This is a genomic window from Flavobacterium sp. 103 (genome assembly GCF_003096795.1).
Taxonomy (GTDB): Bacteria; Bacteroidota; Bacteroidia; order Flavobacteriales; family Flavobacteriaceae; genus Flavobacterium.
In genome coordinates this window covers 827719-852148 of the sequence record NZ_QENX01000001.1, presented here as the reverse complement: position 1 = coordinate 852148, position 24430 = coordinate 827719, and the positions used below count along the sequence as shown (strand labels likewise).

At 33.8% G+C, this 24430-nt stretch carries 16 protein-coding genes; 13 read left to right on the top strand and 3 right to left on the bottom strand.

What is annotated here, in order from left to right:
* Window position 1: 1 nt before the first annotated feature.
* Window positions 2–406: a sugar 3,4-ketoisomerase gene (locus C8C85_RS03450; protein ID WP_116795840.1), complete on the top strand. Its 405-nt coding sequence runs from the start codon at window positions 2–4 to the stop codon at window positions 404–406.
* The gene (locus C8C85_RS03445) at window positions 403–1497 is read left to right on the top strand and encodes a glycosyltransferase family 4 protein (RefSeq protein ID WP_116795839.1); all 1095 of its coding nucleotides are present in this window, start codon (window positions 403–405) and stop codon (window positions 1495–1497) included. Before C8C85_RS03450 ends, C8C85_RS03445 begins: the two co-directional genes overlap by 4 nt.
* On the opposite strand, the gene C8C85_RS03440 is transcribed toward C8C85_RS03445, so the two are convergent.
* Window positions 1498–2385, bottom strand: a complete 888-nt coding sequence (locus C8C85_RS03440) for a glycosyltransferase family 2 protein (RefSeq protein ID WP_116795838.1) — start codon at window positions 2383–2385, stop codon at window positions 1498–1500.
* Window positions 2385–3068: a cell division ATP-binding protein FtsE gene (locus C8C85_RS03435; RefSeq protein WP_116795837.1), complete on the bottom strand. Its 684-nt coding sequence runs from the start codon at window positions 3066–3068 to the stop codon at window positions 2385–2387. The genes C8C85_RS03440 and C8C85_RS03435 overlap by 1 nt, the downstream gene beginning before the upstream one ends.
* A gap of 215 nt (window positions 3069–3283) precedes the next feature.
* Here C8C85_RS03435 and C8C85_RS03430 point away from each other — a divergent pair, with 215 nt between their 5' ends.
* From C8C85_RS03430 to secDF, 11 genes are all read left to right on the top strand, one after another.
* On the top strand, window positions 3284–6298 hold the full coding sequence (locus tag C8C85_RS03430) for a tetratricopeptide repeat protein (RefSeq protein WP_116795836.1): 3015 nt from the start codon (window positions 3284–3286) through the stop codon (window positions 6296–6298).
* Between the two features lie 9 nt (window positions 6299–6307).
* Entirely contained in the window at window positions 6308–7171 is an 864-nt protein-coding gene (locus tag C8C85_RS03425; RefSeq protein ID WP_116795835.1) for a PhzF family phenazine biosynthesis protein, read from the top strand.
* Between the two features lie 72 nt (window positions 7172–7243).
* Window positions 7244–9064, top strand: coding sequence for a TonB-dependent receptor (locus tag C8C85_RS03420; RefSeq protein WP_243412039.1), 1821 nt, complete (start codon window positions 7244–7246; stop codon window positions 9062–9064).
* 143 nt (window positions 9065–9207) lie between these two features.
* The gene (locus C8C85_RS03415) at window positions 9208–9657 is read left to right on the top strand and encodes a hypothetical protein (RefSeq protein ID WP_116795834.1); all 450 of its coding nucleotides are present in this window, start codon (window positions 9208–9210) and stop codon (window positions 9655–9657) included.
* An 87-nt stretch (window positions 9658–9744) separates the two neighbouring features.
* The gene (locus C8C85_RS03410; protein WP_116795833.1) at window positions 9745–11370 is read left to right on the top strand and encodes an amidohydrolase; all 1626 of its coding nucleotides are present in this window, start codon (window positions 9745–9747) and stop codon (window positions 11368–11370) included.
* A gap of 259 nt (window positions 11371–11629) precedes the next feature.
* Window positions 11630–11899, top strand: coding sequence for an aspartyl/glutamyl-tRNA amidotransferase subunit C (locus C8C85_RS03405; RefSeq protein WP_173503839.1), 270 nt, complete (start codon window positions 11630–11632; stop codon window positions 11897–11899).
* 3 nt (window positions 11900–11902) lie between these two features.
* Window positions 11903–13300: an amidase family protein gene (locus C8C85_RS03400; protein WP_116795832.1), complete on the top strand. Its 1398-nt coding sequence runs from the start codon at window positions 11903–11905 to the stop codon at window positions 13298–13300.
* Entirely contained in the window at window positions 13300–16629 is a 3330-nt protein-coding gene (gene gatB/aspS, locus C8C85_RS03395) for a bifunctional amidotransferase subunit GatB/aspartate--tRNA ligase AspS (protein ID WP_116795831.1), read from the top strand. The genes C8C85_RS03400 and gatB/aspS overlap by 1 nt, the downstream gene beginning before the upstream one ends.
* A gap of 672 nt (window positions 16630–17301) precedes the next feature.
* Entirely contained in the window at window positions 17302–19245 is a 1944-nt protein-coding gene (gyrB, locus tag C8C85_RS03390) for a DNA topoisomerase (ATP-hydrolyzing) subunit B (RefSeq protein ID WP_116795830.1), read from the top strand.
* 59 nt (window positions 19246–19304) lie between these two features.
* Window positions 19305–20240 carry a malate dehydrogenase gene (locus C8C85_RS03385; RefSeq protein WP_116795829.1) on the top strand — a complete coding sequence of 312 codons (936 nt, stop codon included), beginning with the start codon at window positions 19305–19307 and terminating at the stop codon, window positions 20238–20240.
* A 225-nt stretch (window positions 20241–20465) separates the two neighbouring features.
* Window positions 20466–23435 carry a protein translocase subunit SecDF gene (secDF, locus tag C8C85_RS03380; protein ID WP_116795828.1) on the top strand — a complete coding sequence of 990 codons (2970 nt, stop codon included), beginning with the start codon at window positions 20466–20468 and terminating at the stop codon, window positions 23433–23435.
* 90 nt (window positions 23436–23525) lie between these two features.
* On the opposite strand, the gene C8C85_RS03375 is transcribed toward secDF, so the two are convergent.
* Window positions 23526–24419, bottom strand: a complete 894-nt coding sequence (locus tag C8C85_RS03375) for a LysR family transcriptional regulator (protein ID WP_116795827.1) — start codon at window positions 24417–24419, stop codon at window positions 23526–23528.
* Window positions 24420–24430 lie beyond the last annotated feature (11 nt).

The following is a 24430-nucleotide window of genomic DNA, read 5'->3' as shown; positions in this document are numbered from 1 at the left end:
AATGGGAACACTAAATGCGATTCAATTATTAAAAATACCTGTCGTTGAAGATATAAGAGGGAATTTAGGAATTATTCAAAGTGATTTTTTGCCATTTGAATTCAAACGCGTCTATTATCTTTTTGATGTTCCAAGCAGCGCATTTAGAGGCGGACATTCCCATATAAATCAACAAGAAGTGCTTATCGCTTTGAGTGGTAGTTTTGAAGTAACCGTAAATGATGGGATTGAAAAAAAACGTTATCTGTTAAATAAACCAAATGTTGGATTGCTTATTCCCACAGGCATTTGGCGTGAATTGGAGAATTTTTCTTCGGGTGCTGTTTGTTTGGTTTTGGCCTCTGACGATTTTTTCGAAGAAGATTATATAAGAGATTTTGATGAATTCTTGAGCTCAAAAAAATGAGATTATTCTATATAGTTCCCAAACTAAATAATGAAGGTGGAGTTGCTAGAGTTTTATCGTTAAAGCTGAATTACCTTGTCAAAAACCTTGGTTACGAAGTTCATGTTCTTACCCAAAATCAAGGAAACTATCCATTGTTTTATTCCTTTCATGAAAAGATTGTTTTCCATGATATGATTCTGGAGGGAACAGTTTTTAATTTTTTTAACTCTTTTCGTAAATCTTTAAAAAGTAAGATAGAAAGCATTCAGCCAGATGTTATTATTGTTTGTGATAATGGTTTGAAAGCTTATACGATTCCTTTTGTTTTATCAGATAAAATTCCAGTTGTTTTTGAATGCCACGGTTCAAAATATATTGAAGAAAAACAATTGAAATTGGATTTTATTTCAAAAATTAAAAGTTCTCTTAAATATAGATTCAAAGATTTTGGCGCAAGCAAATTCTCAAAATTAGTGGCTTTGTCCGATGAAAGTTTGAAAGAATGGAATGTAGAAAATGGTTTGGTTATTTCTAATCCGTCTTGGATTCAAAATATTATTGTCAACGATTTAAAATCCAAAAAAGTCATAGCTGTTGCTCGAAATTCCTATGAAAAAGGCCTGGATAGATTATTGGTTATTTGGCAGAAAGTGGTCGCGAAACACCCCGATTGGATTTTAGATATTTACGGAGAATCGGTGACATATTTGAAGGAAGTTATTCTAGAGTTGGGAATGGAATCCAATGTGAATTTAAATGAACCCATAAAGAATATTTCAGAAAAATACCTGACTTCATCTGTATATGTTATGACTTCTCGTTCCGAAGGATTTCCTATGGTCTTGCTTGAGGCAATGGCTTCTGGTCTGCCTTGTGTAGCCTATGATTGCCCAACAGGGCCAAGAGCCATTATAGATGATGGAGAAAATGGTTTTCTGATTGAAGACGGAAATGTAGATTTATTTGTTCAAAAATTGGAATTGCTTATTGAAGATGAAAATTTGAGGATGAAAATGGGTATAAATGCTCAAGAGAGTGGGAAGAAATATGATTTAGAAAGCATAATGCAACAATGGAAATTACTTTTTGAAAGTCTGGTATGCAAATAATTACTTGGATTGAATTTTACAATAATACCCCAATTTGTAAAGGTCAAAAAGGAAAAGAGAAGGTTTTTTAGAAAGTAAATTAGAAATTATTTTTGATTCTGTTTTGTTGAAAATGTAAGCCGTTATTGCAACGAGCTTTAATCTTTTTAAAATGATAAAAGCGGAATTAATTTTGCTTTCGATATTAGGAAATTTACCTGAATTGACAATGAGAACTAGATTTTCAATAGCTGTTCTTGTTTTGTCTAAAAAAAGGATAGAAGTTTCCAAATTCAAATGATAAGTTGGATTATCAATATGAGAAACTTTAATGTTTTTGGTTTTTAACACAGATAAAAAACATAAATCTTCATAACCATAATTTGTAATGGTTGCATCAAAAGGATATTGTGAAATGATTTCTTTCTTAATTAATAAATTGGAAGTCAGTGCATTGAAATTGGGTTTTTTATTCCTGTTTTCAAGCGAAAGAGCTTCTCTTTTATTTCCATAAACCCAACGTAAAAGCTGTTCTTTGCTAGGGATTTTTTTCTCATATAGAATACCTCCAAAAACGACTGATGCTGTTGGAATTACTTCACAATATTTTTGAATAAAATCATTTTGGGTCGGAAAAGTGTCACAATCCATTAGAAGTAAAAAATCGTATTTTGATTTTTCTACTAATGAATTGATGTTATTTCCCCTTCCGAGGTTGGAATTATTTATGAAAAAAGTACAATTATCTAGGGAATTTATTTTTTGGTTTTCCGTATTCCAATTGGAGCCCGAAGCATCATCCTGACATAAAATCTCAAACTCAATCTCACAATCCAAACATTGCTTGTGTAATTCTAAAACAAGCGGAAATGTATTGTAATTGTAAGTAGGAATAAGAATGGATAACATTACACCGTTCTTTGTACCACTTCAAAAATGGTGGCATCCTCACATTTTAAGGTTTTGCTTGGGAACTTCATCAACAAGGCATAATCATGTGTAGCCATTAGGACAGTCTTTCCATTAGCGTTGATTTTTCTCAAGACTTCAAGAACTTCAATACTAGTTTGAGGATCTAAATTTCCTGTAGGTTCATCGGCAAGGATAAATTCAGGATCGTTCAATAACGCTCTTGCGATAGCTATTCGTTGTTGTTCTCCACCTGAAAGTTGGTGTGGCATTTTGCTTGCAAAGTCTTTCATATTTACTTTGTCAAGTACTTCATTTATTTTGGCATCCATTTCGTTTACATCCGTCCATCCAGTAGCTTTCAAAACAAATAGCATATTGTCTTTTACAGAACGGTCTGGCAGTAATTTAAAATCTTGAAAAACAATACCAAATTTTCTTCTCAAAAACGGGATATCATCTTCTTTTAAAGTGGCCAAATCAAATTCTACAATCTTACCTTCGCCTTCCAATAATGGCAAATCGGCATATAATGTTTTTAACAAACTACTCTTTCCAGAACCTGTTTTTCCAATGATGTAAATAAATTCGCCGTGATTGACCTCTAAATTAACATCAGATAAAATAATTTTTCCTTCTTGGTATATGTTTACGTTTTTTAAAGACAGTACAGATTGTGACATAATAGAATTTGTTTATTGGGTAAAAGTAAAAAGATAAAATCCAAATACAAAAGTAAAATGCAAAAATTAAATTTCAAATTCCAATTCAAGCTCCACTCTCCTTTGGAGTTAGGCAGAGTGTAGGGAATCTGTTTAAAAATAGTTTATAATAAAAGCCGTCAGCCTTTCGTTATAGAATCAGATTAAATATATTTGAACATTAAATAAAAACAACAATGCGTAAACTTCCCGGACTTTTTTTATTCCTTTTTACTGTTCAAATAACGTCCCTTTATTCACAAGAATCGACCATTTACACTTACCCATTAAAAGATTTCAATAAAGCACTTTCTTTATATGAGGACAAACAATATGCTTCAGCTCAAATCATTTTTAAGAATGTTCAGGATGTTGTCACGACCGAAGGTTTGCGATCAGATTGTGCCTATTATATTGCCAATTGCGCCATTCGCACCGATCAGGATAATGCGGAGGAATTGATTAACCGTTTCGTAGAAGAATATCCTGCAAGCCGTAAACAAAATCAAGCCTTTATTGATGTTGCGTATTATTATTTCGATCACAGGGATTATAAAGAAGCTTTGCTATGGTTTAACAGGGTGGATGAAAGTGTTTTAAAAGACAGTGAACGCAACAAGTATAATTTTCAAAAAGGATATGCTTATTTTGATTCCAAAAAAACAAAAGAAGCCCAAAAATATTTTAGTAAAGTCGTCAATACCGATGAATATGGAACGCAAAGCAAGTATTATATGGGTTTTATGGCTTACGAATCTGATGATTATGTAGAAGCCAATAAACAATTTGATCAGGTTTCAGGCAATGAGAAATATTCCGAAAAATTATCCTACTACAAATCGGATATGAGTTTCAAATCTGGGGATTTTCAAAAAGCTATTGAATTAGGTATTAAGGCAATGCCGAATTCCACTCCTGAAGAAAAATCAGAATTGAATAAAATTATTGGAGAAAGCTATTTTAACCTAAAACAATACGACAAAGCAATTCCTTATTTGGTAGGTTATAAAGGCAAAAAAGGGAAATGGAATAATACTGATTTCTATCAATTAGGATATGCCTATTATGTGCAAAAGGATTATGAAAATGCCATTTCGCAATTCAATAAAATTATTGACGGAAATGATTTCATAGCCCAGAATGCTTATTATCATTTGGGAGAAAGTTATTTGGAATCTGATAAAAAGCAACAAGCTTTGAATGCTTTCAAGAATGCTTCCGAAATGAATTTTAATTTAAAATTGCAGGAAGATGCCAGTTTCAATTATGCCAAGTTGAGCTATGAAATTGGAAATTCGTACCAAAGCGTTCCTGAAGTTTTATTGGGTTTTATCAATAAATACCCGACGAATCCAAATAATGATGTTATTGAAAAATTGTTGATTGATTCTTATATTTCATCAAAAAACTATAAAGAAGCATTGGTTTTATTGGAAAAAAACAAAACTCCAGAAAATAGAATTGCCTATCAAAAAGTAGTTTTCTATAGAGGATTGGAATTATACACCGAAGGGAATTATTCTGAATCTTTGTCGATGTTTGAAAAAGCATTAAAAGAACAAAAAGATGCCCTTATAACTGCACGTGCCACTTTTTGGAAAGCGGAATCCGAATATAATTTGGAAGACTACAAAGAAGCCTTGTTGAGTTATCAGCAATTCTCGGATTTGGCAAAAGCCAAAGAAACCGTTGAATTTAAAAACATCAATTATAATATTGCTTACGCTAATTTCAAATTGAAAGAATATGATGCTGCGGGGAATTCTTTCCAAAGCCAAATCGACAATAATAAAGCGGATAAATTTCGTTTGAATGATTCTTATTTGCGTCTTGCCGACTGCCGATTCGTAACAACCAAATACCAATCAGCTTTGGATGCTTATATTAAGGTAATAGAATCCAAAAGTGTAGATGCTGATTATGCTTATTTTCAAAAAGCACTTTGTTATGGATTTCTTTCGAAAAACAGTAAAAAGATAGAAGAACTCAATGCGTTTTTGACATTGTATCCAAAATCAGATTACCAAGATGATGCTTTGTTTGAATTGGGGAATACCTACGTGGCCGAAAACAAACAGGATTTAGCTATAAAGACCTATGACAAATTAGCGACAACTTTCAAAAACAGTTCATATACATCAAGGGCAGTTTTACGAGAGGGTTTGGTTTATTATAATTCGGATCGTGATGATTTGGCTTTGGCTAAATTCAAAAAAGTAGCTACGGATTTTCCTAAAACACCAGAAGCTTACGAAGCGGTTGCTACTGCCAGATTGATTTATGTGGATAACGGAAAAGTAGACGAATACGCCACTTGGGTAAGAACTTTGGATTTTGTGGCAGTTACCGATTTGGAATTGGATAATGATACTTTTGAGGCTGCCGAAAAACAATTTGAACAGGCAAATACCAAACAGGCTATTTCTGGATACGCTGGTTATGTTTCAAAATTTCCAAATGGAGTTCATATCCTGAAAGCTAATTTTCAATTGGCACAATTGCTTTACTCAGAAGGTTCAGAAAGTAAATCGGTTCCTAATTATGAGTATGTAATAAGCCAGCCTCGTTGTGAATATACGGAGCAGTCTTTGGTTCGATTGGCGCAAATATTTTTAAAAGATAAAAATTGTGACAAAGGAATTCCGGTTTTGGTTCGAATAGAAAATGAAGCCGATTTTCCACAGAATAAGACTTTTGCGCAAGCGAATTTGATGAAATGTTATTACGAAACCAAAGATTATTCAAATTCTGTGGTTTATGCCGATAAGGTGTTGGCTAATCCGAAAGCGGAGGAAAATGTAAAAAGTGACGCCCAAATTATTGTTGCACGTTCTGCTATGCAATCGGGTGACGAAACCAAAGCCAAAGTAGCTTACGCAAAATTATTAACGGTAAGTAAAGGAGAATTGGCTGCCGAAGCTTTGTATTATGATGCTTATTTTAAAAATAAAGATGGGAAATTCGAGATTTCAAATACTGCGATTCAAAAATTAGCCAAGAATTATTCAAGCTATCGCTATTTTGGAGCCAAAGGTTTGGTTCTAATGGCAAAGAACTATTACGGTTTGAAAGACAGTTATCAGGCGACTTATGTTTTAGATAATGTAATCGAAAACTTCACCGATTATTCAGATGTGGTTGAAGAAGCCAAAACGGAACTGAACAGAATAAAAACAGAGGAAGCCAAAACAAATTCATCAATTACTAAATAAAATAGCAGAATGAAATTACCTTTTTATATAGTAGATGTTTTTGCAGAGGAAAAATATGCCGGAAATCAACTGGCAGTTTTTTTGGATGCTGATGGACTGAATACAGAACAGATGCAAAAAATTGCACGTGAAATTAATTTTGCCGAAAGTACTTTTATTACTGCGATTCACCCTGAAAATAACAGTGCCGAAATTCGAATTTTTACAGTAGAACATGAAATGCGTTTTGCAGGTCATCCAATTATAGGAACATCTTGGGTTTTGATGAATAAAATTATCGAAAGCCAACCCCGAAATTTTAAATTATCGGTTCCAGTTGGTGAAATTCCAATTCAGCAATCGGGTGATTTAGTTTGGTTGCAGGCAGCTCAACCTCAATTTTGGGACGTTTTCGCAAAGGAAGATTTTTTGTCTTTCACTAATTTAAGTGCTGCTGATTTTGATGATAAATTTCCGATTCAGGAAGTGACTACGGGTAGCGCATTTGTAATTGTTCCGCTTAAAAGCAAAAAAGCTTTGGAAAATATAAGCCTTGAATTGAATAAAATGAAGGAATGGCTTTTGGTTCATTGCGAAACAAATCATAGAGCATTGTATTTCTATTGTTTTGATGAAGGAAAACTCTATAGCAGAATGTTGTGTGTTGAACACAATCAGATTATTGAAGATGCGGCCACAGGAAGTGCCAGTACTTGTCTGCAGGCTTTTCTTCTGAAATATCATTTGCCAGAAATTAAAATGGTCAATCATCAGGGAGACTTTATAAATAGGCCTTCTAAAATTTATTTTGAAGGGGAATTGGCCGGAGATAATTTTGACATAAAAATTGGAGGGAAAACGCAATTTATTGCAAAAGGCGAATGGGAAGTGTAAGGCGTAATTAAGATTGCAGAATTAAGATTAGAGATTGCAGAATTAGAAAACAGAAGATAGAAAAAACAAAAGATGAAAATTATAAACATAAAAACATTTAAAAATCAGCAATCAACGTTCTCGGCTCCATCCCCGTCGGGGAATGTTGGGATAGGGATTTTCTTTCTGTTACTTTCTCAATTATCTTTTTCGCAAGACAAAAAAGATAAAAATGACAATATTGGAACAGAGGTGGTAAATGTAGTAAAACCATATACGCCAACAATCTCTGATGCTTTCAAGGTAAAAGAAGTTCCGGTGATTACAAATGATGAAAATGCAAAAAAAGAAAGCGTGAAATATTCTATTTTGCCTTTTCCTGTGGCTTCTACTTTTTCTCCTTCCAAAGGAAATGCACAAGGAGTTGAGAAAGCAAAGCAAGAACGTTTGTTTAAAAATTATGCAACTTTCGGAATTGGAAACTATGGCGCTTTGAATGCTGAATTGTATGTGAATGAAGATCTTAATAATAATGAATATATAGGAGGGATGTTTCGTCATAATTCTTCACAGGGAGGTATAAAAGATATTACACTGGACGACTCGTATTTTGACACGAAAATAGATTTGATTTACGGTTCAAACGAACAGGAAATGGCTTGGAATATAAAACTGGGATATCAAAATCAAATTTATAATTGGTATGGATTGCCTGCCGATTTTGGAAATACATTAACGCTTCCAGAAAGTATGGCTTTGGTTAATGGTATTAATCCGCAACAATCTTACAATACTATTACAGCTGGAGGTTCACTGGTTTTTGAAGAAGCTTTTGTGAAAGATTTTAAACTTGAACTTACTCACTTTTCGGATGCATATAGTTCGGCGGAGAATCGTTTTTTATTAGCGCCAACTTTTAAGTTTGATGTTTTGGATGAAGCAATAAAAACAAAAGTATTTGTCGATTATGTTGATGGTAGTTTTAAGAAAGATTATACAGGAACCAATACTGCAGACATTCAATATGGCTTTACAAATTTGGGAATAGTACCGAGTTTTGTAATGAAAAGAGACGATTGGACGATCGATATCGGAGCAGGCTTGGTTTATAGTATGGGTAAGAATAACACGAGTAACAAGTTTTATGTTTATCCATCGGTTTCTGCTTCGTATAATGTTGTGGGTGATTTGATGATATTTTATGCAAGTGCTATTGGTAACTTGAAGCAAAATACCTATAAAGATTTTGTTGATGGAAATCTATTTGTTTCACCGACATTAAATATTAAACCAACCAATGAATTGTATGATGTTAATGCCGGTTTAAAAGGGAAATTGGCCAGTACGGTGAGTTATGATATCAAAGCTTCGTATATATATGATGAAAACAAAGCATTATTCAAAAGCAATGACTACAATGAAAAAGATACAAATGCCAATTATGCTTTCGGGAATTCATTTCAGGTAATTTACGATGACATGAAAACCTTACGTCTTTACGGAGAAATTAAAGCCGATTTAGCCAAAGGTGTCACAGTCGAAGCCGATGCAACTTTTAATAGTTATTCTAATAAAATACAAGGAGAAGCTTGGAATTTGCCAGAACTTCAATTGAATTCCAAAGTTGATTTTATGATTACCGAGAAATGGTTTGCAGGTATAAATTTGTTTTATGTAGGCGAACGTAAAGATCAACAGTTGAATACCGATATTGTTTATGTAACTGCTCCAGGACCAATTACATTGGATGGTTATTTTGATTTGAATGCCAATATTCGATTCAAATACAGTGAAAGGTTTACTACCTTTTTAAAAGCGAACAACATTATGAATAACGGATATCAAAAATGGTTGAATTATCCGGTTCAAGGTTTCCAGGTGATGTTGGGTGCGAATTATAAATTTGATTTTTAAGACTAAGTTTCTGAGTTACTAAGATGCTAAGCTTCTAAGTTTTTTTTAAGGATTATAATATTAATAGTTTTAATAACTTAGCATCTTCGTAATTCAGAGTCTTAGCAACTTAGTGTCTTAGGAACTCAGCAACTTTCTCCACAATGACTTTCAAACAAAAAATATACCACCAATACCATCAATTAGTTCAAGATAGAATAGACGCTTTCAGGGATATGATTGCGGCTTTGACCGAAGATTCTAAAAATGATGCCAAAGGTTCAGCTGGGGATAAACACGAGACGGCTTTGTCTATGATGCATATTGAGCAGGAAAAACTCAATGCCAAACTCAAAGAAGTATTGACTCAAAAGACAGTTTTGGATAAATTAGATTCTTCGGTTGTAGCTGAGACTATTATTTTAGGAAGTTTGGTAAAAGCCAATGGAATTTATTTGTACTTAAGTCTTGCTCTTCCAAAAATCAGTGTTGACGGCATTAATATTATCGCTTTATCTCCACAATCTCCACTTGGAAATAAATTGATGGGAAACAAAGTAGGATTTACTTTTGAGATTAATGGCACCAAATACACAATAGAAGAAATTTTATAGTTTATTCTTTAAAACAATTCATTTTATAATTTACGGTTTATTGGAGCTCTTTTTTTTATATTAGCTCCATTAACTAAACTGTTTATTATGAAGAAAATTTCTTTTCTGCTTTCATTGATTGTATTGGTTTCCTGTAATCAAAAAGAAAAAATTACTGTAGACACCATTATTACAGATGCCAATATTTATACCGTAAACAAAGATTTTGGTAAAGCGTCTGCTATGGCGATTCAATCTGGTAAAATTGTTGCTATTGGTTCCAATGATGAAATAGCAAATTCGTATGATTCTAAAAACACTATTGATGCAAAAGGGAAATTTATTTATCCCGGTTTGTATGATGCACATTGTCATTTTTATAGTTATGGGCTAAGTCTGCAAGAAGTCGATTTGCGAGGAACCAAAAGTATGGATGAAGTAATTGATAGGATCAAGAAATATCAAGATGAAAAAAAAACAACTTTTATCGTTGGAAATGGTTGGGATCAAAACGATTGGGATATAAAGAAGTTTCCAACCAAAGAAGATTTGGATGCAGCTTTTCCAAATATTCCGGTAGTTTTAAATCGTATAGATGGTCACGCAATTGTGGTAAATAGTTTGGCTTTGAAATTGGCTGGAATCTCAAAATCTACGAAAGTATCTGGTGGAGAGATTGTTTTAGAAAATGGAGAACCTAATGGAATTTTAATTGACAATCCAATGGAGTTGGTTTTTAAAATAATACCGAAACCCAATCGTAAAAAACAAATCGCAGGATTATTGGACGCTGAGAAAGTGATGTTTCAATATGGGTTGACAACTGTTAATGATGCTGGTTTAGATCCTGATGTTATTAATTTGATGGATAGCTTGCAAAAAGCAAAGGCTATGAAAATTAATGTGTATGCCATGATTACGGCAAATCAAAAGAATATTGATTTGTACTTGAAAAAAGGAATTTACAAAACAGATAATTTAAATGTATGTTCTTTTAAAATGTATGGAGATGGCGCATTGGGTTCACGTGGCGCCTGTTTGCATAAACCTTATTCAGATAGTCCAAAACAATATGGAGCGTTGCTTTCTTCTGTGGAAGAATTAAAAAAAGTAGCCAATCAAATAGCCAATTCTCCTTTTCAGTTGAACTCACATGCTATTGGAGATTCGGCAAATACTGTTTTGTTGAAAATATACAAAGATGCATTAACCGGTAAGAAAGACAGAAGATGGAAAATCGAACATGCACAAGTGATTCAAGAGGCCGATTTTGATTATTTTGCAACTGGAATAATTCCATCTGTACAGCCTACACATGCTACATCTGATATGTATTGGGCAGGTGAAAGATTAGGTAAAGAACGATTGAAAAATGCCTATGCCTATAAAAAATTACTTCAAAAAGCTGGAATAGTTGCTTTGGGGACGGATTTTCCAGTAGAAGAAGTAAATCCAATGCTTACATTTCATGCTGCTGTAGCCAGAAAGGATATTAAAAATTATCCAAAGGGAGGTTTTCAAATGGAAAATGCATTGACAAGAGAGGAGACTTTAAAAGGAATGACTATTTGGGCAGCCTATTCTAATTTTGAAGAAAAAGAAAAAGGAAGTCTTGAAGTAGGTAAATGGGCAGATTTTGTAATTTTTGATCAAGATTTGATGAAAGTTGAAGAAAATCAAATAGTTAAATTAATTCCAACTCAGGTGTTTTTAAAGGGAGCAAAAGTGAAATAATTTTTTTTGCAAAAAGTAAAAAAAGCACAATTTATAACTCAAAAAATGGATTTGATTCTTTTGTAGTTTTGCTAAATTCTCTATTCTACCTAAACTATTTTGAAATACTGTTATATATTATAATTAAATTTAACATAATGTTAAAATGTTGTTCTTTTATGTTGAGAACAGTCGAAATCATTAAAATAAACGTGATTCCCTAATAAAACTTTTGTAAATTCGCCACCTTAAAAGTTTGACTTTAAAACTAAATGAAATTATGAGCAAAACAATGACAGTCGACATATTGTCGAGTATTAAAGGAGCACAGCCCTCAGAGTCCGTGAACAAATTATTTGATGTAATTAAAAATGCAGTTCCATCAAATAATAATTCTTTTAATAATGTCAATCGAAATTGTGTGTCTGTAAATAATTTAAGAGAAGATGTTGTGATAGAGAGTTCGGCTATTGAGAAACAAATAATTTTGGAAAACTTCCCGAACAAGAAAAATGGTTTTTTAGTTGTTGCTAAAGTTATAGAAGGATAAAAAATGGATTCTCAAATAAAAAAAATACACCAGCAATTGGTGTCAAAACAAATAACTTGTACGGCTTTGGTACAAGAAAAATTAGACTTACTTAAACAAAATACTTATAATTCAGTAAATTCTTTATTAGATACTTTGGCTTTAGATTTGGCTGCTAAGGTGGATGCTAAAATTGAAAAAGGGGAAACAATAGGTTTGTTGGAAGGAATTCCTTTTGGAATTAAAGATGTATATATGTTGCAGGGAACTTACACTACTGCAAGTTCTGAACTATTGAAAAATTATAAATCGCCTTATACTGCTACTTCAATCCAGAAATTATTGGATGCAGGCGCTATTCCATTAGTAAAAGAAAACTGTGATAGTTTTGGTCACGGATCTTCCAGTGAAAATACCATTTTTGGTGCTGTAAAAAATGCTATCGACCCAACATTAGTTGCCGGAGGTTCAAGTGGTGGATCTGCTGTTAACGTAGCCAAAGAATATACTGTGTTTTCTATCGGTGGAGATACTGGAGGTTCTGTTCGTCAGCCTGCTGGGTACAACCATATTTACGGTTTAAAACCAACTTACGGAAGAATTTCCAGATATGGTCTTATGGCTTATGCATCCTCTACGGATTGTGTTGGTCCATTGGCTAGATCGGTGGAAGATATCCGAATTGTGTTGAATGTAATGAGCGGAAAAGATTCAAAAGATCAAACTTCAATCACATCATCAGAAATTAGGGAAGAAGCAATTGCAACTTCAACAGTTAAAACAATTGGTTATTTTAAAAACTTTATTGAAAGTGATGCCATTGATGCTCAAATAAAATCTGATTTCTTGGCAAGCATCGAAAAAATAAAAGCAAAAGGAATTGAAGTAAAAGAGTTGGATTTTTTCAAATCTGATATTTTAGTTTCTACTTACTATACATTGGCAATGGCAGAAACGGCTTCTAATTTATCTCGTCTTGACGGAACAAATTATGGGAACCGTATTGAAGCTGAAAATTTAATTGAAAGCTATGCTGTTACGCGTTCTGAAAACTTTTCAGAAGAAACAAAACGCAGAATTGTTGGAGGAAACCAAGTGCTGTCTCAAGGTTTTTCGGACGAAATATATTTAAAAGGATTGGCTTTAAGAGATCAGATTTCTGAAAACTTCAGTAAGGATTTTAATGAAGTTGATATCATTTTGTCACCAGTTACACCAAGTACTCCTCCTAAAATTGGAGACAGTTTAAAAGATCCGTTAGCGATGTATTTGTCAGATGCTTATACGGTTGGTTTTAGTTTGGGACAATTGCCAACTTTAACAGTGCCACAAGGAACAAGTACTGGACTGCAAATTACGGCAGCAAAAAATAATGATGAATTAGTGTTGAAGTTTGCAAACTTCTTAAAAGATACAATATAATGGAATTGGAGCAATTAACTGCGGCGATAAAAGCCCACGATTTAGAATTGGTAATTGGACTGGAAACTCACGTTCGATTGAATACCAAAACCAAGTTGTTTTGTTCTTGTCCAAATCAAGAAATTGAAACACCTAACGAAAATATCTGTTCCGTTTGTACGGGACAAATGGGCGTTTTGCCTGCCTTAAATAAAGAAGCAATTACAAAAGCTATTTATTTTGGAAAAGCGGTGGATTCGTCATTTAGCAATGAAGTGATATCATGGGATAGAAAGCATTATGAATATCCAGATAACCCGAAAAACATTCAAATTACACAATATCACAATCCGATAATTCCTGATGGACATGTGTCTTGTTACCGAAATGACGGTTCTCAATTTACCGTAAATTTAACTCAGGTTCATATTGAAGAGGATGCGGCAAAATTGATGCACGAAAAGAAGATTTCTTTAGTCGATTTTAATAAAGCAGGTGTGCCATTGATTGAAATTGTTACGGAGCCTTGTATTCGTAATATTGAAGACGCTTCAACTTACGCGCAATACATTCAACGTATTGTTCAGAACTTAGGAATATCTGAAGCAAATCTTGAAAAAGGAGAGTTTAAATCGGATGTTTCAGTGTCTTTGCGCAAAAAACATAGTTACGAATTGAATCCAAGAACGGAAATCAAAAACTTGAACTCGTTTAAGTTTATGGTGGAAGCTTTGAAAGAAGAGGTAGAGAAACAGTTTAATTATTTTATCGAAAATAAAGAGTTTAGACCGGATCAAACGACTGTATTATGGGATGCTGATTTAAAGCAGACTAAAGTAATGCGTAAAAAAGAATTTGAAGCGGATTATCGTTTTATTTCTGAGCCGGATTTACCTTTTGTAAATATTAAAGCTGAAATTGAAGCTATCAAAGTAGACACAAGCGCCTTGCCTTATGCTGTTGAATCTATTTTGATTAACGGTGGTGTTTTGCCACAAGATGCTAAATTTTTTACAGCAGATAAGTTGCGTTCGCAAACATTTGTAGAAATAAATAACGAAATTAAAGATCCTTCGTTTGTTGCTAAAACTTTGGCGAACAACATTAAGGCTGAAGATTACGCTGAAATCCATAGCATTGCTCATTTAACGGAAATTTTTCAATTATTTAAAGCGGAAAAAATTACGGCGGTTTTAGTTCAAAATGCGATTACATCTTATTTAAAAGACAGGGCATTTGACTATAATAAGTATTTTGATGATAATACCATTTCTGAAGACACTATTCATGAAGTTATTGCTAAAGTACTTTCAGAAAATGAAGCGGTTGCCAATGATATTAAAGCAGGAGACCAAGGGAAAGCAGGTATTTTAGTTGGTAAGGTTTTAGGCGTTATCGGAAAAGGTGCTAATGGTAAAGTAATTCGTCAAATTATTTTAGACAAATTAGGCGCTGACGCTATTTTGGAAAAGAAAGAAGCATCTGAGAAAGTTTCTGTAGCAACAGTTGCAGAGAATAAAGAAAGTCAAGAAGAATCGCTTCCTGAAATTCCGATTATTATAAAAGATACGTATAGAACACATAAAATTTCACAATTATCAGAAGAAAATATCCAACAGGAAGTGATATTGTCTGGCTGGGTGGCTAGTGTTCGTGACCACGGTGAATTGATGTTTATTGATTTGCGTGATTCCAGTTATGAGATTTTTCAAGTGCGAATCAGTAGGGAATCATTTCCTAATATAGATGAGTTAGTAAAATTAAAACCGGAATCGGTAATTTCTGTTACTGGTAAAGTTGTTGGTCGTAATGAAGATGATTATAATGCGGGACTGCGTACTGGTAAAATAGAATTGGAAACTTCAGTTTTGGAAATTTTAAATTTATCTAAAACCTTGCCTTTTGAAATTAAAAGAGCGGCAAAAACGAACGAAGCAATTCGTTTTCAATACAAGTTTTTAGATCACAGAAATGAAGAGGTAAGAAGAGCAATTGTAAACCGTCATAAAGTAATTAAATTATTGCGTGACATTTTAGATGAAGAAGAGTTTTTAGAAATAGAAACTCCGATTTTAAGTGCAGGAACCGATGAAGGTGCGCGTGAATTTATTGTTCCTACACGTAAGGGTTCAGGTATGTTTTATACGCTTCCACAAGCTCCTCAACAGTTCAAACAAATGTTGATGGTAAGTGGTTATGAGAAATATTTCCAAATTGCACGTTGTTTTAGAGATGAGGATTCTCGTGGAGATCGTCAGCCGGAATTTACGCAATTGGATATGGAAATGGCCTACGCAAGTATGCAGCAGATTATTGATTTAAACACAAAAATGTTTAATGAAGTAGTTAAAAAAATATATGGTAACAAGTGGATTTTGCGTCCGTTTGAAGTGATTACCTATAAAGACGCGATGGATTTCTATGGTTGTGACCGACCGGATTTGCGTTACGGATTGAAAATGCAGGACATTACCGATATCGTAAAAGATACTACTTTCCAAGTATTCAGTAAACCAATTGAAGATGGCGGAATTGTTAAATGTATCAAGGTTTCGGCTAAAGAGCAAGGAAACAAGCGTATGTCTAAAGGTCAAATCGAAAACCTTACGGCTGTTGCCCAGCAGCACGGTTTAGGTGGATTGGCTTATATTATTGTAAATGAAGATGAATTGCAGTCACCGATTATTAAGTTTTTAGGTGAAGAAATTGCGGCAGGAATTATAAAGGCCACTAATGCACAAGTGGGTGATATTGTTTTCTTTTCAGCGGCAGATTATGCTACGGCTAACAAAGCTTTGGATGCTGTTCGTCAAGAAATGGGTAAAATGCTTCACTTGATTAATCCAAAGGAATTATGTCCGGCTTGGGTTGTTGATTTTCCAATGTTTGAAAGAACAGATGAAGGAAGATGGACATTTACGCACAATCCGTTTTCAATGCCTGCGATTTATGATTTGCAAAAACACATGAAAGGAGACGACAATGAAATTGGAACTATCATCGCACAACAATATGATATAATCTTAAACGGTTATGAAATTGGAGGAGGATCTGTTCGTGCGCACAAATCAGAAATCCTGGAAGCAACTTATAGAAATATGGGCTACAATAAAGAAGAAATGATAAAAAGTGTGGGAACGATGCATAAAGCTTTCCAATACGGCGCACCGCCACACGGAGGAATTGCATGGGGAATTGATCGATTGATGATGATTTTGGAGAAAAAAGCATCCATTAGAGAAGTAATGGCTTTCCCAAAGACAGGAACCAGCGAAGATTTATTATTTGGCGCACCATCTCTTTTGTCGGATAAAAAGGTAGAAGAAATGAATGTGAGAATTATTAAATAGCAATATCAATGGCAATTTCAATGTCAATGAAAAAATAAAAAAAAGTTTAAATTTTTCAAATTTCCAAAATGGCATTTTAAAATGTTTGTTTTGGAAATTTGTGCTTTTAGGGTCATTGCCATTGCCATTGAAATTGATTTTTGCAATTGCCATTGAAATTTTAAATGTTTGTTTTGGAAATTTTTGTTTTTATAATGGTTTTAATTTTAATTGCCTTTTCTTTTTTTATTGCAATTGATTTTTGCCATTGAAATTGCCATCGGAATTATTGCTTCCAAGTATTGCTAATTTTGGCTTTTTAGCCCCGACAGAAGGGATAAACCTTGTGAGTACTACTTTTTCTGCGGGGCTCGCAAGTTTAGGAATGATGGCGGGAACAATGCTGGCTAAAAAAGCCTAATCTTTCGCTCTAAATTCTTTTGAATGCAATTTGTTACCGACTAATTTTTATTATTTTTTTCTTTTTATTGTTATTGCAATTGATTTTTCACCATTGTTATTGATATTGAAACTGAATTTTTGAATATTCCATTAAAACTGATTTATATCATTGAAGTTGATATCTTTTGTTAATAACTTAGCCTCTTATAATTGGAATAAAACACTTATATAGGTTACATTTTTATATATTTGCTTGTTAGACGAAAAACACATTTTTTTAGATTAAATTATATGAGCGAAGAAATCAAGAAGGACAATTATTCAGCAGACAGTATCCAAGCTTTAGAAGGAATGGAGCACGTGAGAATGCGTCCATCGATGTACATTGGAGATGTAGGTGTAAGAGGGTTACATCATTTAGTTTATGAAGTAGTAGATAACTCTATCGATGAGGCAATGGGAGGCCATTGTGATACGATACGAGTTGATATCAATGAAGATGGTTCCATTTCTGTTGAAGACAACGGACGTGGAATTCCAGTTGGTATTCACAAAAAAGAAGGTGTCTCTGCATTAGAGGTTGTAATGACCAAAATTGGTGCAGGAGGTAAATTTGATAAAGATTCTTATAAAGTTTCTGGAGGTCTTCACGGTGTTGGGGTGTCTGTTGTAAATGCATTGTCAAATCATTTACGCGCAACGGTTCATAGCAGTGACGGAAAAGTATACGAACAGGAATACGAAAAAGGAAAAGCGCTTTATCCGGTAAAACAAATTGGAGAAACTACCAAAAGAGGTACAATCGTTACTTTTTATCCAGATCCTTCGATATTTACCCAAACAATAGAGTATTCATATGATACTTTGTCTGCTCGTATGCGTGAGTTGTCCTTTTTGAATAAAGGAATCACTATTACTTTTACAGACAAAAGAGAAAAAGATAAAGACGGAAATTTTGTTTCAGAAATTTTTCATTCTTCTGAAGGATTAAAAGAATATATTCGATATTTAGATGGAAATCGTGAGCCGATTATTGCACACGTAATTTCTATGGATAATGAAAAAGGAGAAATTCCTGTTGAAGTAGCTTTGATTTATAACACAAGTTACTCTGAGAATATTTTTTCTTATGTAAATAATATCAATACACACGAAGGAGGAACACACTTGCAAGGTTTTAGAACTGGTCTAACAAGATCATTGAAGAAATATGCCGATGCTTCCGGAATGTTGGATAAATTGAAGTTTGATATCGCTGGAGATGATTTCCGTGAAGGTCTTACTGCTATTATTTCGGTAAAAGTGGCTGAGCCTCAGTTTGAGGGTCAAACCAAAACTAAGCTTGGAAATCGCGAAGTAGTTTCTCCGGTAAGTCAGGCGGTGAGCGAAATGATTGAAAATTATTTGGAAGAAAATCCAAATGATGCTCGAATTATTGTTCAAAAAGTAATACTTGCAGCCCAAGCACGTCACGCAGCCAAAAAAGCGCGTGAAATGGTACAACGTAAAACCGTTATGGGTGGCGGTGGATTGCCAGGAAAATTATCAGATTGTTCTGAGCAAGATCCAGCAAAATGTGAAGTGTATCTTGTCGAGGGAGATTCGGCAGGGGGAACGGCAAAACAAGGCCGCGACCGTGCTTTCCAGGCGATTTTACCTTTGAGAGGTAAGATTCTGAATGTGGAAAAAGCAATGCACCATAAAGTATTTGAAAATGAAGAGATTCGAAATATTTTTACGGCACTCGGGGTAACTGTTGGTACAGAAGAGGATAGTAAAGCTTTGAATATTTCGAAATTGCGTTACCACAAAGTAATTATCATGTGTGATGCCGATGTCGATGGTAGTCATATCGCTACTTTAATTTTGACATTCTTTTTCCGTTTCATGAAAGAATTAATTGAAGAAGGGCACGTTTATATTGCGGCACCTCCTTTGTATTTGGTTAAAAAAGGAAATAAAAAAGAATATGCTTGGACAGATGTTCAACGTGATCAAGCGAATGAAAGAATGGGTGGAAGTGCGGCTATTCAACGATATAAAGGTCTTGGAGAGATGAACGCGGAGCAGTTGTGGGAAACTACGATGGATCCAGGTTTTAGAACATTAAGACAGGTTACAATAGACAGTTTGGTAGAAGCAGATAGAGTTTTTTCAATGTTAATGGGAGATGAAGTGCCGCCAAGAAGAGAGTTTATCGAGAAAAATGCAGTTTACGCAAATATCGATGCGTAGTTTTTAGAGTAACTGTATTTTTATTTTTTGGTTTGAAATTAATAAAAAACAAATAAAAAATGAAAGTTACCATTGTAGGAGCAGGGAATGTGGGAGCATCCTGTGCAGATTCAATTTCTTATAGAGGAATTGCAAGTGAAGTAGTATTATTGGATATTAAAGAAGGTTTTGCCGAGGGTAAAGCTATGGATATCATGCAATGTGCTACAAATACTGGTTTTAACACCAATGTTTCAGGGGTTACTAATGATTATTCTAAAACAGCAAACAGCGATGTTGTTGTAATTACTTCAGGAATTCCTAGAAAACCAGGAATGACTAGAGAAGAGTTGATTGGAATCAATGCTGGAATTGTTAAAACTGTTGCAGAGAATGTATTGGCACATTCACCAAATTGTATTGTAGTAGTAGTGTCTAATCCAATGGATACAATGACTTATTTGGCATTGAAAGCTACTGGATTGCCAAAAAATAGAATTATCGGAATGGGTGGAGCTTTAGATAGCTCTCGTTTTAGATATTATTTGTCTAAAGCATTGGATAAACCATCTAATGATATTTCGGCTATGGTTATTGGTGGGCATGGTGATACTACTATGATTCCTTTGACAAGATTGGCTGCTTATAATGGTATTCCGGTTTCTGAATTCTTATCTCAAGAGGAGTTAGAAAAAGTTGCTGCTGCCACTATGGTAGGTGGTGCTACACTAACAGGTTTGTTGGGGACTTCAGCTTGGTATGCGCCTGGAGCTTCTGTTGCTTATTTGGTAGATAGTATTTTGAATGACCAAAAGAAAATGATTGCTTGTTCAGTCATGTTGGATGGTGAATACGGACAAAGCGATATTTGTATCGGTGTACCTTGTATTATAGGTAAAAACGGAATTGAGCAAATTGTTGATATTAAATTAAATGATGCTGAAAAAGCTGCTTTTGCAAAAAGTGCAGAGGCCGTAAGAAGCATGAATGCTGATTTGAAAACTGTTTTGGCATAATAATTTACGTATAAAAAAAGAAGGCTGCAATTTCTGCAGTCTTTTTTTTGATTTTAATTAATAAATAAATTGGTTAATCTTTCCGTTAATTATATATTTGCTCGGTTTAAAAAAAATGATATAAATCGTGCAGTTCTTTTTTGTTTTTCAAAAATGACGTAATGGCTTATTTTATAGGGTTTAAAACAAAAATAATAAATAAAAAATAATTAATTTTTAGTAATAATGCAGAATAAAGGACTTATTAAATTTTTCGCAATTCTATTTGCATTGGTAAGTATTTACCAACTTTCTTTCACTTTTGTTTCAAGCAAAGTTAAAAGTGATGCAAAATCTTTTGCTGGCGGAAACCCAGAAAAGGAAGTAAAATATTTGGATTCAATTGGTAAAGAAAAAGTGTTTAGCTTAGGTTTTACTGATTTTACATTCAATGAAGTAAAAGATAAACAAATCAACAAAGGACTTGACTTAGAAGGAGGAATCAATGTGACTCTTCAAATCTCTGTTAAAGACATTTTGAAAGGATTATCAAATAATTCGAAAAATCCAGTTTTTAATAAATCTTTGGCGGATGCCACTGCAAATAAAAAAGGAAATCAAGCTTATATTGATGCATTTTTTGAAGCTTTTGAAGCTAATTCTAAAGGATCAGTGAAATTGGCGTCACCTGATATTTTTGCGAACAGAAGTTTGCAAGGTGAAGGTGGAGTAACTTTTCAAATGACAGATGCTCAAGTTCAGAAAGTAATCAAAAGAAAAGTTGATGAATCTGTTGAAAGTGCTTTTGGCGTATTGAGAAAACGTATCGATAAATTCGGTGTAACACAGCCTAATATTCAAAAACTAGGTGAGTCTGGACAAATTCTTGTAGAGCTTCCAGGGGCTAAAGATATTGATAGAATCAAAAAATTATTGCAAAGTACTGCTCAATTAGAGTTTTGGGAAACTTATAAAGTTGAAGAAATTGGTAATTTCATCATGGCTGCTAACGAGGCTTTGAAAAAAACTGAAATTGCTAAAGTTGAAACTAAAACTGTTGCAAAAGATTCATTAAGTGCTTTATTGACTGATGGAAAAGATTCTACTGCAACTAAAAAAGGAAATAACCCTATCATTGATAAAATTGTAGCTCAAGGTGGTGGACCAGTTTTAGGTCTTTTCTCTCCAAAAGATACTGCTACAATCAATTCTTACTTCAAAAGAGCTGATATCAGAGTTTTACTGGCAGGCGAACAACGTTATGCGAAATTTGTATGGGGAAAACCAACTACAATTAAGGATGCAAAAGAAAAAGAGGTTGAAGTTGTTGAGTTGTATGCTTTAAAAGGTAACAGAGATAATGTTGCTTCAATGGGTGGTGGTGTTGTAACTGACGCTAGTGATACTTTTGATCAATTAGGAAAGCCTGCTGTTTCTATGCAAATGAATAACGTAGGAGCCAAAGAGTGGGAAGAATTAACAGGAAGAGCTTATACTCAAAAAAGTAATATTGCTATCGTCCTTGATGATATTGTATATTCTGCACCAGGTGTTTCAAGTGGACCAATTGCAGGGGGTAGATCTGAGATTTCAGGACAGTTTGATGTTACGGAAACTAAAGATTTAGCGAATGTATTAAGAGCAGGTAAATTACCGGCTGCTGCTGAAATAATTCAGTCTGAAGTTGTAGGGCCATCCTTAGGTCAGGAAGCTATTGATAATGGTACTAATTCTGCAGTAATTGGATTGCTTTTAGTATCTCTTTGGATGATGATCTATTATGGTAAAGCAGGTTGGTATGCAAATATTGCTTTAGCAGTCAACTTATTGTTTATGTTTGGTATTTTGGCAAGCTTAGGTGCTGTACTTACATTGCCAGGTATTGCAGGTATCGTTTTAACGATGGGTACTGCGGTTGATGCGAATATCATTATTTATGAAAGAGCGAAAGAGGAATTAAGGTCTGGTAAAACTTTGGATGAGGCTGTTAAAGCTTCTTATAGTTGGACAGGTGCAATGCGTTCTATCGTAGATGCAAACGTAACGCACATCTTGACTGGTGCCGTATTGTTTATTTTTGGATCTGGACCAATCAAAGGATTTGCTACTACTTTATTAATCGGTATTATTACCTCTTTATTTACATCTATCTTCATTGCTAGAATTTTTATTGACAAAAATATTGCTGGTAAAAATGATTTATCTTTTGTAACTAAATTTTCTAAAAATTTCTTTACTAACTTCCATTTTGATTTCCTTGGAATTAAAAAATGGACTTACCTTTTCTCTATTGTTGTAACTATTGTAAGTATAGCATCTATTGCAACTCACGGTTTTGATCAAGGTGTAGACTTTGTTGGAGGAAGAACTTTCCAAGTTCGTTTCGATAAATCAATGAAACCTGAGGAGGTTAAAGATGAATTGACTACTGTATTTGGTAGTGCCGAGGTTAAGATTTTTGGTGAAGACAATCAGTTAAAAATCACAACTAAGTATAAGATACAGGAGACTGGCAGTGCTGCTGATGAAGATGTAAATAAAAAATTATTTGCAAGTTTGAAAAAGCATTATGGTGCAGACATGACTTACGATAAATTTATAAATGCTTATGAAGGTAAAAAGTTAGGTGTTGTACAAGCATCTAAAGTTGGACCAACCGTAGCTGAAGATATTAAAACAAATGCTTACTGGGCCGTATTAGGAGCAATGCTAATTGTAGGTTTGTATTTAGTAATCAGTTTCAGAAAATGGCAATATAGTTTAGGTGCTATTGCAGCGGTAGCGCATGACGTTATCTTTGTATTAGGAGTTTATTCATTGCTTTGGAAATACATGCCTTTCGGTATGGAGATTGATCAGCACTTTATTGCGGCTATCTTAACGGTTATTGGTTACTCTATGAATGATACCGTAATTGTATATGACAGAGTACGTGAGTTCTTGGATGGTAAGACAAAAGGTTCATTCTCTGAAATTGTTAACAAATCTATTAACTCTACAATGTCAAGAACAATCAATACTTCATTGACAATGATTTTTGTATTGTTAATCATGTTTATTTTTGGAGGAGAATCTATTAGAGGATTTATCTTTGCAATGCTTATCGGTATTATTATTGGTACTTATTCTTCATTGTTTATTGCAACTCCAGTATTGGTTGATACCATTTCTAAAGATGAGAAACATAATGTTGAGGTTAAACACCAAGAAAGCTAGTAATTAGCAACATATATTTATAAAAAAGATTCAACGTAAGTTGAATCTTTTTTTTTGGATTAGTGTGTAAATATTTGTGTTTAAAAATTGCTACATTATTTTCATGAAAGTGTCTTTTATTAATTGTATTTCATCTGTGTAAATTGTTTTCTTTTTGTTAGCAAAATAGAGAGTATTCTCTAAAGGATTTTTTCCTTCCCACAAAAGCTTTATTTTGCCGCTTTCCAGTTCTGTTTTGCACAAGAAATCCGGAATTACTGCCAATCCACTACTGTTGCTTAAACAACGTACTATAGAGTTTAAATTTGGAACAATATAGTTTGGTCTGAAATCTGCATGTTTATTGAAATTAAGTTGCCAAAAGCGTCTTAAATGCTCCATGTCTCCAGTAGTTCCATACCATTTTTGTTGTTTTAGCCAAAATTCTATTGCTTCTAGGTCATTTTGCTTTTTCAAAGAGTCAAAGGCATCGGAATCTGTTTCATTGCCACCAATTAGAACAATTGTTTCTGAAGAAAAGCCTTGATATTCGATAGTGTTCTTAACGATCATTTGTGGAGTAATGATTAAATCTAAAATTCCTTTATCCAGGTTTTCAATCATTTCTGGGTATTCTCCAAATTGAATAATCACATTAAACGGAAAAGTTGCCAAATAGGGTTCTAAAGTAATCTGAAAGGTTTCAAAACACATTCCGATACTAATGGTTGGTGTATTTTTTTCTGTGCTTCGCTGGAAATTTTTCTCTGCCTCTTCTAATTTAGACAATGCATCTGTTATAAAATTATAGAGCACTTTCCCTTTTTCGGTAGGAATCATTTTTCTACTGGTTCTGTCGAATAATTTATAACCAACATAACTTTCGAGTGAGCTTAAATGTAAACTAACACCAGGTTGTGAAATAAACAATGCGTCGGCGGCACCTGTTAAGGTTCCGGTTTTGTAAATATATTTGAAAGTTCTATACCATTCTAGATTTACCATTTCGTTTAGTA

Bases quoted from the DNA above. Each gene is read 5' to 3' on its own strand.
- C8C85_RS03410 (WP_116795833.1), top strand. From the start codon at position 9,745: ATGAAGAAAATTTCTTTTCTGCTTTCATTGATTGTATTGGTTTCCTGT.
- C8C85_RS03400 (WP_116795832.1), top strand. From the start codon at position 11,903: ATGGATTCTCAAATAAAAAAAATACACCAGCAATTGGTGTCAAAACAA.
- C8C85_RS03415 (WP_116795834.1), top strand. From the start codon at position 9,208: ATGACTTTCAAACAAAAAATATACCACCAATACCATCAATTAGTTCAA.
- C8C85_RS03425 (WP_116795835.1), top strand. From the start codon at position 6,308: ATGAAATTACCTTTTTATATAGTAGATGTTTTTGCAGAGGAAAAATAT.
- C8C85_RS03440 (WP_116795838.1), bottom strand. From the start codon at position 2,385: ATGTTATCCATTCTTATTCCTACTTACAATTACAATACATTTCCGCTT.
- C8C85_RS03420 (WP_243412039.1), top strand. From the start codon at position 7,244: ATGAAAATTATAAACATAAAAACATTTAAAAATCAGCAATCAACGTTC.
- gyrB (WP_116795830.1), top strand. From the start codon at position 17,302: ATGAGCGAAGAAATCAAGAAGGACAATTATTCAGCAGACAGTATCCAA.
- C8C85_RS03450 (WP_116795840.1), top strand. From the start codon at position 2: ATGGGAACACTAAATGCGATTCAATTATTAAAAATACCTGTCGTTGAA.
- C8C85_RS03405 (WP_173503839.1), top strand. From the start codon at position 11,630: ATGAGCAAAACAATGACAGTCGACATATTGTCGAGTATTAAAGGAGCA.
- C8C85_RS03435 (WP_116795837.1), bottom strand. From the start codon at position 3,068: ATGTCACAATCTGTACTGTCTTTAAAAAACGTAAACATATACCAAGAA.
- C8C85_RS03385 (WP_116795829.1), top strand. From the start codon at position 19,305: ATGAAAGTTACCATTGTAGGAGCAGGGAATGTGGGAGCATCCTGTGCA.
- secDF (WP_116795828.1), top strand. From the start codon at position 20,466: ATGCAGAATAAAGGACTTATTAAATTTTTCGCAATTCTATTTGCATTG.
- C8C85_RS03430 (WP_116795836.1), top strand. From the start codon at position 3,284: ATGCGTAAACTTCCCGGACTTTTTTTATTCCTTTTTACTGTTCAAATA.
- C8C85_RS03375 (WP_116795827.1), bottom strand. From the start codon at position 24,419: ATGGTAAATCTAGAATGGTATAGAACTTTCAAATATATTTACAAAACC.
- C8C85_RS03445 (WP_116795839.1), top strand. From the start codon at position 403: ATGAGATTATTCTATATAGTTCCCAAACTAAATAATGAAGGTGGAGTT.
- gatB/aspS (WP_116795831.1), top strand. From the start codon at position 13,300: ATGGAATTGGAGCAATTAACTGCGGCGATAAAAGCCCACGATTTAGAA.